Origin of the sequence: Streptobacillus ratti (assembly GCF_001891165.1) — a bacterium.
Classification (GTDB): Bacteria; Fusobacteriota; Fusobacteriia; order Fusobacteriales; family Leptotrichiaceae; genus Streptobacillus; species Streptobacillus ratti.
The window spans coordinates 21,376-34,535 of sequence record NZ_LKKW01000014.1 but is presented as its reverse complement, the minus strand read 5'-3'; the positions used below and the strand labels follow the sequence as shown (position 1 = coordinate 34,535).

The window sequence follows — 13,160 nt, the reverse complement described above, 5'->3', positions numbered from 1 at the left end:
TAATACAGATAGAATTATAGAAGTTATGAATAAAAAATAATTTTGATTAAATTAAAATTGCTGTTAATGTTTTACATCATACAGCAATTTTTTTAGTTATAATATTTTATGATAAACCTACGATATTACCTTTTTCATCTATATCTATATGTTCGGCAGCTGGAACTTTAGGAAGTCCTGGCATATCTAAAATATCTCCAGCCATTACTACTAAAAATCCTGCACCTGCTGATATGTTTATATCTGTAACCTTGAATACATAATCTTTTGGCTTACCTAATAGTTTTGGATTATCAGATATTGAAGCAGGAGTTTTAGACATACAAATAGGTAAATTTGCAAATCCTTTTTCTGTAAATAATTTCAATTTTTCTAAAGCAAGTTCAGAATATTCTATATCTTTTGCACCGTAAATTTCTTTACAAATAGTTTCAATTTTTTCCTCTATACTTTTATCTAAAGTGTAAAGATATTCAAATACTGAATTTACATTTTCTGATGGTATTTCTTCAACATAGTCTAATACTTCTACTATTTCTTTTACTAAATCTTCAGCACCAATTCCACCTTTTGAATGTATTTCTATAGGAACAGCAATAATACCTTTAGTTAAAGTAAAATCTTTTATTATTTTTATTTCATCTTCTGTATCATCAGTAAACTTATTAATAGCTACTATTACAGGTAAATTAAATTTCTTTATATTTTCTATATGTTTATCTAAGTTTTCTAATCCATCTTCAAGATTTCCACTTCCATGATGTTTTAAAGCTCTTACTGTTGCAACTAATACAACCATATCTGGAGTTATAGAGGCTTTTCTACATTTAATATCAAAGAATTTTTCAGCTCCTAAATCAGCAGCAAATCCAGCTTCAGTTACTGTATAATCTGAAAGTTTTAAAGCTAGTTTTGTTGCAAGTACAGAATTACAACCATGTGCAATATTTGCAAATGGACCACCATGTATTATTACTGGAGTATTTTCTGTAGTTTGAACCAAGTTTGGTTTGATAGCCTCTTTTAATAATACGCTAGCAGCTCCATGTACTTTTAAATCTTTTGCATATATGAAGTCACCATGTATATTTTTACCTATTATAATATTACCTATTTTTTCTTTTAAGTCATGTAAATTTTCAGCAAGACATAATATAGCCATGATTTCACTAGCAACTGTTATTTTAAATGAAGCATCACGAACAGGACCATTAATCTTACTACCTTGACCTATGGTAATGTTTCTAAGAGATCTATCATTCATATCTAGCACTCTTTTAAAATATATATTATTTAAATCTAATTCTAATTCATTTCCTCTGTTTAAATGATTATCTATCATTGCAGCTATTAAATTATTAGCAGATGTAATAGCATGAAAATCTCCGGTGAAGTGTAAGTTTATATCTTCCATAGGTAATACTTGTGAATAACCACCACCAGTAGCTCCACCTTTAAGTCCAAATACAGGACCAAGAGATGGTTCTCTTAATGCTGCAATTGAAGAATAACCTAACTTATTAAATCCTTGTGTTAATCCAACAGAAACTGTGGTTTTCCCCTCTCCATATGGAGTAGGAGTAATAGCGGTAACTAATATTAATTTTCCATTAGCTTTTGATTCTAATCTATCTAATATATCTAAATTTAACTTAGCCTTATATCTTCCATAAAATTCTATATCATTTTCTACACCTATTTTTTTTGCTATTTCTTCAATAGGAAGTAATTTTGAATTTTGTGCAATTTCTATATCTGTCATTTGACCACCACCTTATTTCATTTTCTTAATTTTATCATACTTATTTGAAAAAGTCTATTTACTAAATACCCTATTAAAATCTTTTTGTTGTTTGATTTTATGTATGGTTTATGTTAAAATATGTATGGTAGCACAAGGGGGAAAAGTGAGTGATTTTGATTTACTTGAAAGTTTGATTAGTTTAGTTGAAAATAGAAAATCAGCAAAAATTCAAGCTAATGAAATTATTGAAAAATATGGGAGTATTTCTAATATTTTAAGAGAAGATTTTAAGGTAATTGAAAATATGAATATTTTATCTAAAAAAACTATGGGAATTATTAAAAATATTAATTTGATATATAACCATGTATTATTTAATGAATGTTTTAGAGAAGAAAAAAAGATTAATTGTTTTGAAGATTTAGTAAAATATTTAAAATTTCAATATGTAGATATGGAAAGAGAAGTGTTTAAAGTGTTGTATTTTAACACTAAGAATGCTTTGATTAAAGATGAAAATATGTTTTATGGAACTATAGATAAAAGTATAGTATATGTTAGAGAAATAGTAAAAAATATATTGAAGTATAATGCAAAATCTATTATTGTAGTACATAATCATCCTAGTGGGAATTTAGAACCATCTAATGATGATAGATATTTAACAAAAAAGATAATTGATGTTTTAAAATTAATAGATGTAAGGTTGTCCGATCATATTATTATCTCAAATAAGGGGTATTATAGTTTTTTAGAAAATGGACAAATTTAAGAAAGAGGTTAAAATGAAGATTGTTAATATTAGATTTAGAAAAACAAAAAAAGTTTACCCTTTTTATATTGAAAATGTTAATGAATATAAGAAAGGGGATTATGTAATAGTTGAAACTATTAGAGGAGATCAAATAGGTGTAGTATTAGGTGAAAATAGACTAAATAATGTTAATTTTGAATCAGAAGATGATGATTTAAAAATAAGAAAAGTGAAAAGAAAATTAAACGATGAAGAAGTTAAGGAATTAGATATTTTAGATGAAAAAGCTAGAGAAGCCTATTTTATTTGTAAAGAAATAGTAAAAAGAGTTTTACCTGAAATGAATTTAGTTATAGGGGAATATATGTTCGGTGGAGAAAAATTAATATTTTATTTCACTGCCGAGGGAAGATTAGATTTTAGAGATTTAGTTAAAGAAGTAAACAAAGCATTTAATAGAAGAGTAGAATTTTATCAAATAAAGTATAATGATGAGGGTAGAATTCTTAATGCTTTTGGGAAATATGGACGTGAAATATATTGGTAATATGACACACTACTTAGAAAGTGTGGATTTAAAATTAAATTATGGTCAAGGTGCATTAAATATTACTACAGATGCTTTGGATTTAATTGAATTTATTAAAGAAAACCTAGTTAATATAGATGAAGTTGGAAATATGCTTGATATAGGTGCTGGTATAGGTACTCTTACATTTATGCTTTATAGACATAAAAATTTTACAGAATTTCATGCAGTTGAGATACAAAAAAGTGTATATGATATACTAGTTTCTAATATTTCTTTAAATAATATATCGGTTAAAGCATATAATATGGATATAAAGGATTTTAATTTACCATTTAAATTTAAATATATAATATCAAACCCACCGTTTTATAAGACTAATAGTGGATATATGCCACAAGATGAAATTATGAAAATTTCAAAATTTGAAGTTTGTTTAAAAGTTTCTGAATTACTTGATGTTGTAAATAATATATTAGATGATAGAGGATACTTTTTTTTAATATTACCTATTGAAAGAGATGAGGAATTAAGGAAAGACACTAGATTTATTATAACAAATTTTAAAAATCATTTTAGAGGTAAAAAAAATTTCATAAGTTATCTTTTAAGAAAGGCTAAAAATGATTAATGAGTATGGAGAATTAGTAGAAGTTTTAATTAATGATGATAAGATTAAAGTTGAAAGAATAACATCAAATTCTAATATAACAGATTTCATGATTTCTGATATAGATGAGTATGTATATATTCTTGATGGTTCTGCAATACTTTTAATAGAAGATAAAGAAATATTATTAGATAAAAATTCAGGATTTTTAATCCCTAAAAATACAGAACACAAGGTAACATATACTAGTGCTGATTGTAAGTGGTTATGTATTTTTCTAAAGGAGTAGTATGATAATAGGATTAACAGGCTCTATAGGTGTAGGAAAAAGTACAATATTTAATTTCATTAAAACTATTATGAAAGATGAAGCTAAATATATAGATGCAGATTTAATAACAGCTGAACTATATAATGATGAAACTGTAAAAAAAGAACTTTATTCTATGTTTGGGACATATAATAAAAATGAGGTATCTAAAATAGTATTTTCAGATTCAAAAAAACTTATTATGCTTAATGAATATATACATAAAATAATTATTGATAAATTAAAAAATGAAATTTTAAATTGTGATAAAAAATATATGTTTTTAGATGTTCCTTTAATATATGAATTAAATCTTGAATATCTATTTGATAAAATAATAGTGGTTTATGCTCCTAAAAATATTCAAATTGAAAGAGTAATGAAAAGAAATAATATTTCATATAAAGAGGCTATTTCTCGTGTAGAAAAACAAATAGATATAGAAATAAAGAAAGAAAAAGCAGACTATGTAATAGATAATTCTGGAGATATAGAGTTAGGCTATATAAATACTTTAGATGTTTTAATGAAGTTAAGAAAAGAGGTAACATATGGAAATAAAGAGTGCTGATTATTCAAGAAGTTGTATTAAACTTGCTGATTATCCTGAAAAAATGAATAATACTGAAATTGCATTTGTGGGTAGATCTAATGTAGGAAAATCATCTTTAATAAATACTATAGTAAAAAGAAAAAATTTAGCTAGGACAAGTAAAACACCAGGTAGAACACAACTTGTAAATTTCTTTTTAGTAAATAAGGATAGATATTTTGTTGATCTTCCAGGTTATGGATTTGCTAAAGTACCAGCAAATGTTAAGAAAAATTGGGGTAATATTATATCAGAATATTTAAATTCTGAAAGAAAAAAAGTTGTTTTTGTTTTATTAGATATTAGGCGTGTTCCAAGTGGAGAAGATATAGAAATGCTTGAATATTTAGAACACTATAACATTGAATACTATATAGTATTTACTAAATGTGATAAATTATCAAATAATGAAAAATTTAAACAGTTAAAGGAAATTAAGAAAAAATTAGAATTTAATAATGAAGATGTATTTTTTCATTCATCATTGAAGAATATTGGAACGGTTGAAATATTAGATTTTATTGATAAATTATAAGGGAGTGATAAAAATGGTATTGTTAATTATTTTAGGATTGGTAATTTTAATAGTTTTATGGGCTATAGGAGTGTATAATAGATATATTAGTTTAGATACAGAAAATCAAACAGCTTTTAGTAACATTGGAACTTTTTTACAAAAAAGATTAGATTTAATACCTAATTTAGTTGAAACAGTTAAAGGATATGCTAAACATGAAAATGAAACATTACAAGGTGTTATAGAAGCAAGAAGTAGAATGCTTAAATTAGATTTAAATGATATTAATAATTTAGAAGAAATTAGAAAAATGGAAAATGAATTAACAAAAACTTTAAAATCTATTATGGCTTTAAGTGAATCATATCCAGATTTAAAAGCAAATGTTAGCTTTTTAGAATTACAAAAATCATTAACTGAGATTGAAAATCAAATAGAGGGGGCAAGAAGATACTATAATGCTACTGTTGGAGAGTTGAATAGCTTTATTAGAAAATTTCCTACAGTATTACTTGCAGGTTTATTTAAATTTAGAAATGCTGAATACTTTAAAGAAGATGTTGAAGCTAAAAATGCACCAAAAGTGAGTTTTTAATATGAAAAAAATGTTATTTTTATTCCTTATTTTTATTTCGGTTTTTACTTTTTCTTTTGAAAATATATCTAATTTTGAAATGGATATATTAGTTAAACCAAATGGAGTTTTAGACATTACAGAAAGAATAACGTATATTACAAAAGTTGAAATAACAAGAGGAATTTATAGAATAATCCCTTATGTATATGACAATGGCTCATATTTAAAATTTGAAGATAGGATTAAAATAGAAGATTTCAAGGTAAGATATTTAGATTCTGAAAATGAAGTAGGACTATATAGTGAAATACAAGAAAATGTTATGGAATATAGGTTAGGCAAAAGTGATGTATACTTACCAGCTAATAAAGATATTAATTATGAAATTAAATATAAGGTGTATAACAGTATAAGAAGCGAAGGGGACATTAACCAAATATATTTTAATGCTTTAGGAAATTATTGGAAAATTCCTATAGAAAAATTTAAATTAACTATTAGAGGAATTAAAGGAAATATAGATGTCTTTACAGGTTATGTTGGAGAAGTTAATAAGGATTATCAAATAAGAGAATTAGAAGATGGTTATGAAATTAAAACTACTACGGTAAGTAATCCAGGAGAGGGATTATCGTTTTTACTAAATTCAGATAGTTTTGAATATTCAAGCTTTGATTTATGGTATAACAGAATAAAAGCTTACCCATTAGTATTAATTACTTTTTTAGCTATTTTCCCTATTATATTACTTAATTTATTTATACTTAGATTTAAAAATAGAAACAAGTTTAATAAGGCAATAATGGTAGAATATCTTGTTCCAGATATTTCAGCTTTAATAGCTAAAAGAATGGTAAAAAGAAATACATATTCCTCTAACTTTATAGTAGTGTTATTTATGCTAATACAAAAAGGAATTATTAAATTAAGAGAAAAAAATCCTAATCATAATTTTGATGAAGAATATGTTGTTAAATTTGGAAATAATGTTAAACAGAAAAGAAAAGATTTTAATGATTATGTTGAAAAAGAATATTATGTTGATATGTATAAATATGAATGTAATCAAGAAAAACTGTCAAAAGAAGAAGAAATATTTTTAAATAAGATTATACTTAATAAAAATGATATATTTAAATCAAAAAAATATATAGCAGAAGTTGAAGAAAATTTAAAAAAATATTTTGATAAAAAATACTCTAGTGAATATGAAATACCGGTATTTAAGTATTATGTAATTTTAATTGTACTCGCATTTTCTGTAATAGGTCTTATAGCAATGTTTGTTGGAGAATTATTGCTTTCAGAAATGCCAACATTAGTAGTATTAGGAGTAATGTTTTTAATAACTTTTATGAATGCTACAACAGTTAAAAGATATACTAAAGATTATGAAAAAGAATATCCAAAAGCAAAAGGTTTTGAAAAATTTTTACAAAAAACAGAAGTAGAAAAACTTAAACATTTTGTAACAGAGGAAGAAGTAATAACATATTTTAAACAGATTCTTCCATTTGCCATTGCATTTGGATTAGAAAATCAATATTTAAGAATGTTAGATAATGTAATTTCAAGATTATCTTTAGATGTTGAAAGAATACATGAGTATGTATATTATTCACATATTGTTAATAGAAGATATTATGATAAGATAATAAATAGAAGTATAGAAAAGGCTACTAATAGTAGTAAAAGTTATGGAGGAAAGTCTAGTTTTTCAGGCGGATTTTCATCTTCAGGTTCATCAGGTGGTGGATTTGGAGGAGGAGGGGGAAGAAGTTGGTAACAAAAAAGGTGATTAAGAATTTTTAAAATTCTTGTATCACCTCTTTTTTGTGTATTATAATAAATATACATTATCAAATTTTTCTTTTGTATCCTCACTTAAATGATGTGATATAAGGATTATAGTTTTATCTTTTTTAGATAATAAAATATTTTCAATTTCTATAGTTGTATTTTTATCTAATGCTGATGTAGCCTCATCTAGTATTATAATAGGTGTGTTTCTAATTAAAGCTCTTGCAAGTGAAATTCTTTGTTTTTCTCCACCTGAAAATTCATTTATATTAGTATTTAATCCGTCTTTTTTAGAACTTATAACATCATATATTTTAACTTCTTTTAAAATTTCATTTATTTCATTATCTGTATAACTATCATTTAAAGATATGTTATCTTTTACACTTAAATTAAACATATAGTTGTCTTGACTAACATATGCTATTTGGTTTGAAAAATCAATGTCTCCATTTTTTATCATTTTATCATCAATTAATATTTGTCCCTCATTTTCTTTTAATCTACCTATTATTAATTTTAATAATGTAGATTTTCCAGAACCACTTTCTCCAATAATTGCATATTTCTTATTTTTCTCAAATGTTAAGCTTAAATTCTTAATTATATTTACTTCATCATACTTAAATGAAATATTTTCTAAATTAATTTTTTCATTTAAAATAGGGTATTTATATGTTGAAGTTTCTGAAATATTATTTAATTTTTTAAATAGATCTTTAGTACCAAGATATTGTAAAACTACATCGAATATATCCATAGTTGAAGATAAAAATACAGATAATATAGTCGGTGTTACAACTAACATTCCTATAGTCAATCTATTATTTAATACTAAATATCCTGTTATAATAAACATTATAGTTTCAAGTAGTTTTTTAGTACCTTGAGAAACTAAGTTACCATAAGCTGAAACTTTTTTAATGATGTAATGCTGATGCTCTAATTCACTTTGACCATAAGTTATATTCTTTTTTAAAAATGTTAGATTGTTGTAATTTTTTAACAAGTCATAACCTATTAAAAAATCTTGTAATATATTATTGAATTTACCATTTAAAATTGCATATCTTTGATAAGCAGCACTAATTTTTTTACCAAATATACCACCTATTAAATATAGAGCAAATAATAGGATTAAGGCTAATATACCTATATAAATACTAATGTAGAACATTAAAAGTAATGAAACTAAAGATAATGTAACATGATTTAGTATGGCTATACTGTTTTCAAAAATATATGCACTTATCAAAGGCAAATCTCCAGTATACCAAGAAATATATGAACCTACAGTTTTTTCTTTATATTTATCATAGCCCATTTTAGATATATTTTCACTAATATTATTTCCTAATTTCAACTTCCATTTTTTAATAAGGTCTGCATTATTTAACTTTAATAATGTACCTAAATTTTCAATTAAAATTATTAATATTACTAATATAGCTATATATTTGTATACATTATAATTTTTTTCAAGAATTAAATTAGTAATATTTGCTCTAATATATATTGAATAAATTGTTCCTATAGAGATTACTAACATTAATACTATGCTTAATAAGAATTTAAATTTTTCTTCTTTAATATATTTTTTCATATTTTACCTTTCTTTTATTTAAGATATTTTTCTATATAGGAATATAAATTTTGAGCTAGATAACCTATCTTGAGAAAAACTATTTTTTTAATAATACCAAAAATTATAAATAATTGTCAATAAATTGAATATATAAATAATGAATCAGAGTATATATTGTATAAATGGTTGTTTTGGGTTAAGTAAAAATTATATTTATATAACAAAAAAGCAGAAGACACAAAATGTATTTTCTGCTTTTATATAATTTCCTATAATATATGTATTGAATTTTGGTCAAATACAAAACCTAATTTATCTCCAACCTTTTTAATTTCTTTTCCATGAGGATTATTTAAAACTATTTCTATAATATCATTTCCATTTTTAACTTCATATTCGTGGTTTTCTCCCATAAATATACTTTTAGAAATTTCTAAAGTATGTTTTTCATCAGTGAATTTAATAGATTCAGGTCTAATAACTACTTTAACATCTTCTCCTACAGCATAATTAACCTTTTCATTTATTAAATATTCTTGTCCTAAAATAGAAATTAAAGTACTATTTTCTTTACTTTCTAATATTTTAGCATCTAATATATTTGCTCTACCTATGAATTTTGCTACAAACTCTGAATTTGGTTTTTGATATATCTCTTGTGGTGTACCAACTTGTGCAATTTTTCCATCTTTCATTATTACAATTTTATCTGAAAGTGCCATTGCTTCAGCTTGGGCGTGTGTTACATATATTGAAGTTATACCAACTTCTAATTGTAATTTTCTAATTTCATCTCTCATATGTAATCTTAATTTAGCATCTAAATTTGATAAAGGTTCATCAAATAATAGAACTTCTGAATCCATTATTAAAGCTCTTGCAAGTGAAACTCTTTGTTGTTGTCCACCAGACATTTGAGATGGAATACGTTCTGCAAAATCTTCCATTTTCATTAATTTTAAAATTTTATCTACTCTTTGTTTTATTTCTTCCTTAGGTCTTTTTTGTATTTTTAATCCATAAGCTATGTTATCATAAACATTCATATGTGGGAATAGTGCATAGTTTTGGAAAACCATAGATATTCCTCTTTTATCTGGGGTTAAATAAGCTATATCTCTATCATTTATAGTAATATGTCCCTCACTTGGAGTTTCAAATCCAGCTATCATTCTAAGAGTAGTAGTTTTACCACAACCTGATGGACCTAATAGACATACAAATTCTCCCTCTTTTATTTCTAAATTTACATCTTCTACAGCAACTACTCTTCTACCCTTAGGTGTGAAAATTTTAGTTAAATTTTGTATATTTAATTTAATTGGTTTACTCATTTTTTTCTCCCTGTTATTTATTTTTAGGTTCTAATAATCTCATGAAAATTTTCATTAATATCATAAATAATGAAACTATAACTATTAGTATAGTACAGTATGCCGCAGCTATACCTATTCTACCTTGGTCAACATTATCCATGATAGTAGGAGTTAATAATTTCCATTTAGCAGATATTAAAAATATTACTGTTGAAACAAGAGTCATAGATCTTGCAAATGAATATATTAATCCTGATAAGAAAGCTTCTCTTACCATAGGTAAAGTTATTTTTGTAAATGTTTGTACTGTATTTGCTCCAAGAATAGTAGAAGCTTCTTCTATACTTGGATCTATTTGGTTTAATGCTGCTATTCCTGATCTTACACCAACTGGAAGTGATCTAATAATAAATGCCATGATTATTATAAACCCAGTACCAGTTAATGTAGGAATTAATACTGTATTGGTAAATGGTATGTTATATACTTTGTTATAACTTAAAGCATAACCTATACCAATAATAGTTCCGGGTATTGCTAGACCCATCATTACTGTAAATTCTATAAAAGTCTTTCCTAAGAATTTTTTTCTAACTATTAAAAATGCTATTATCATAGAAAAAATTGATGCAATAAATGTAGCTATTATTGATAGAGTTGTAGTGGTAATAATAGGATTTATTCTATTTGCATACCTAAATATTTCTCTATAATTGTATAAGCTTAAACTATTATCTATACCGAATAATTTTGTAAATGAACTAATAGGTATTAATATATACATTCCTATAACACAAACAGAAAGTAATATTAAAATTATACTAGATGTAATAGTAGCAAATTTTGTATTTATTAATTCTCTAAAGCGAGAAGCCTTGCCTGTTACAGTTATATATGATTTTGAATTAACATAATATCTTTGTAATGTAAACATAGAAATAGATATTGTTAATAATATTATTGACAGTGCAGATGCAAGCCCTAATTGGTAATTTCCTATTCCCTCTTGGAATATTTTAACTGCTATGGTAGTAAATTTACCCCCTATAACAAATGGGTTAGCATAATCTGCAATTGATTGTATAAATACTAATAAAAAAGCATTAGCAAGTCCAGGCATCATTAATGGTAAAGTTACTGTAGTAAATACTTTAAACCTATTTGCACCAAGAGATCTTGAAGCTTCCTCAACAGATGGATCTATATTGTTTAATAATCCAACTAGCATCATATATGCTATAGGGAAGAAACTTAATACTTGTACTAAAACTAATCCATGAAATCCATAAATTTCATATTCAATTCCTAATAATTTTTTAGTAATTAAACCTGTTCTACCAAATAGTAATATAGTTGATAGTGCAACTATAAATGGTGGAGAAATTACTGGAAGTAAAGCTATGAAATCAAATACAGCCTTACCCTTAATCTTAATATATACTGTTAAATATGCAAATATGAATCCTATAATTAATGAAATTAATCCAGTAGTAAATCCTAATATTAAAGTGTTAAGTATAATTTGTAAATTACCTGAATTCTTAAATGAATCTATGTAATTTATTATGGAAAATTTTTCATTTACGGTAACACTTTCTAAAAACACGTTGTATAAAGGGACTAAAATAAAGAAAGCCACTACAACTATTGAAAATATTATAGTTGCTACAAGTATAGGATCATTTAACATTTTCCTGAAATCTTTAAAGCTGTCTTTTATTTTTAATTTTAAATCTGACATAAATAATCCTTTCAATAAAATACAAGGGAATTGCACCCTTGTATTAATTTATCTATTTTTGAGGTATTGTTGAACTAGTTTCTTTAGTATATTTTTCAACTAAATCTTTTCTATTTTTACCAGCCCATTCAAAATCATAATTTATTAATTTAGTATCTTTAATTGGATCTGCTTCTTCAGGATTTTGTGCATTCATATTAGTTAAGAATTGGAATGAACCAACAGTTTTACCTAATTCTTGAACATCTTTAGTTAATACCCAATCGATAAATTTTTTAGCTGCTTCACTATTAGGTGCATTTTTTAATAAAGCAACAGCTCCTATTTCATATCCTGTACCCTCATTTGGAGAAGATAATATAATATCTGAATAACCTTCTTTTTGATATTTAATTGCATCATGTAAGAAAGTAATACCTAAGGCAACTTCTCCACTTCCAACCATTCTTCCCGGAGCAGTTCCAGATTTTGTATATTGTCTTATTTGACCATCTAATTGTTTAAAGTAAGACATAGCTTTTTCTTCACCCATTAATTGAACTAAAGATGCAAGCATAGTATAAGCAGTTCCAGATGAACCTGGATGAGCTACAACTATTTCTCCTTTAAATTTAGGATTTAATAAATCTTGCCATGATTTAGGCATTTCTAAACCTTTTTCTTCTAATATCTTTTTATTTCCAACAAATCCTAAATAACCAACATAGATTCCTGTCCATCTTCCATCACCAGATTTGAATTGATCTAATATTTCTTTAGATGTAGGAGAATCATATGCTTCTATTAATCCTTCATTATCTGCTGCTATAATTCCATCAACTGGTCCTCCATACCAAACTGAAGCAACCATATTATTTTTTTCTGCTTTTAGTCTAGCTAAAGTTTCTCCACTACTCATTCTTACAAATTCTGTAGGTATACCAGTTTCTGCTGTGAATTTTTCAGCTATTAAAGCTGCGTGATCTTCTTGTAACCCTGCATAGAAAACTAATTTTTCTTCAGTTTTAGAATTGTTTTCTGAATTACTACCACAAGAAAATAAAAAAGCACCTAAAAGTATGCTTATTAATAATTTTTTCATTTTT

Annotated in this window: 13 protein-coding genes; 8 read left to right on the top strand and 5 right to left on the bottom strand. The window is 25.2% G+C overall.

The window, feature by feature from the left end; genetic code table 11:
- Positions 1–106: 106 nt before the first annotated feature.
- On the bottom strand, positions 107–1,762 hold the full coding sequence (locus BT993_RS03630) for a formate--tetrahydrofolate ligase (protein WP_072593277.1): 1,656 nt from the start codon (positions 1,760–1,762) through the stop codon (positions 107–109).
- Positions 1,763–1,907: 145 nt separating this feature from the next.
- Between BT993_RS03630 and BT993_RS03625 the strand changes: the two genes are divergently transcribed.
- From BT993_RS03625 to BT993_RS03590, 8 genes are read left to right on the top strand one after another with little or no spacing between them, the layout of a single operon-like run.
- The gene (locus BT993_RS03625) at positions 1,908–2,516 is read left to right on the top strand and encodes a JAB domain-containing protein (protein WP_158007929.1); all 609 of its coding nucleotides are present in this window, start codon (positions 1,908–1,910) and stop codon (positions 2,514–2,516) included.
- Positions 2,517–2,529: 13 nt separating this feature from the next.
- The gene (ricT, locus tag BT993_RS03620) at positions 2,530–3,045 is read left to right on the top strand and encodes a PSP1 family protein (RefSeq protein ID WP_072593275.1); all 516 of its coding nucleotides are present in this window, start codon (positions 2,530–2,532) and stop codon (positions 3,043–3,045) included.
- Complete coding sequence (locus tag BT993_RS03615; protein WP_158007928.1) at positions 3,023–3,658, top strand: methyltransferase; 636 nt, start codon at positions 3,023–3,025, stop codon at positions 3,656–3,658. Before ricT ends, BT993_RS03615 begins: the two co-directional genes overlap by 23 nt.
- Complete coding sequence (locus BT993_RS03610) at positions 3,651–3,926, top strand: cupin domain-containing protein (RefSeq protein ID WP_072593273.1); 276 nt, start codon at positions 3,651–3,653, stop codon at positions 3,924–3,926. The genes BT993_RS03615 and BT993_RS03610 overlap by 8 nt, the downstream gene beginning before the upstream one ends.
- A 1-nt stretch (position 3,927) precedes the next feature.
- Positions 3,928–4,518, top strand: a complete 591-nt coding sequence (gene coaE, locus BT993_RS03605) for a dephospho-CoA kinase (protein WP_072593272.1) — start codon at positions 3,928–3,930, stop codon at positions 4,516–4,518.
- Positions 4,499–5,074 (top strand): ribosome biogenesis GTP-binding protein YihA/YsxC, encoded by a 576-nt coding sequence (gene yihA / locus BT993_RS03600; protein ID WP_072593271.1) that lies wholly within the window; start codon positions 4,499–4,501, stop codon positions 5,072–5,074. Before coaE ends, yihA begins: the two co-directional genes overlap by 20 nt.
- A 13-nt stretch (positions 5,075–5,087) precedes the next feature.
- The gene (locus BT993_RS03595) at positions 5,088–5,651 is read left to right on the top strand and encodes a LemA family protein (RefSeq protein WP_072593270.1); all 564 of its coding nucleotides are present in this window, start codon (positions 5,088–5,090) and stop codon (positions 5,649–5,651) included.
- Position 5,652: 1 nt separating this feature from the next.
- The gene (locus tag BT993_RS03590) at positions 5,653–7,419 is read left to right on the top strand and encodes a DUF2207 domain-containing protein (protein WP_072593269.1); all 1,767 of its coding nucleotides are present in this window, start codon (positions 5,653–5,655) and stop codon (positions 7,417–7,419) included.
- A 54-nt stretch (positions 7,420–7,473) separates the two neighbouring features.
- Here BT993_RS03590 and BT993_RS03585 read toward each other — a convergent pair whose 3' ends face one another.
- From BT993_RS03585 to BT993_RS03570, 4 genes are all read right to left on the bottom strand, one after another.
- Positions 7,474–9,036 carry an ATP-binding cassette domain-containing protein gene (locus tag BT993_RS03585; RefSeq protein WP_072593268.1) on the bottom strand — a complete coding sequence of 521 codons (1,563 nt, stop codon included), beginning with the start codon at positions 9,034–9,036 and terminating at the stop codon, positions 7,474–7,476.
- 251 nt (positions 9,037–9,287) lie between these two features.
- Positions 9,288–10,352: an ABC transporter ATP-binding protein gene (locus BT993_RS03580; protein ID WP_072593267.1), complete on the bottom strand. Its 1,065-nt coding sequence runs from the start codon at positions 10,350–10,352 to the stop codon at positions 9,288–9,290.
- A 13-nt stretch (positions 10,353–10,365) separates the two neighbouring features.
- Positions 10,366–12,075 carry an ABC transporter permease gene (locus tag BT993_RS03575; RefSeq protein ID WP_072593266.1) on the bottom strand — a complete coding sequence of 570 codons (1,710 nt, stop codon included), beginning with the start codon at positions 12,073–12,075 and terminating at the stop codon, positions 10,366–10,368.
- A 52-nt stretch (positions 12,076–12,127) separates the two neighbouring features.
- Positions 12,128–13,156: an ABC transporter substrate-binding protein gene (locus tag BT993_RS03570; protein WP_072593265.1), complete on the bottom strand. Its 1,029-nt coding sequence runs from the start codon at positions 13,154–13,156 to the stop codon at positions 12,128–12,130.
- Between the last annotated feature and the right edge of the window lie 4 nt (positions 13,157–13,160).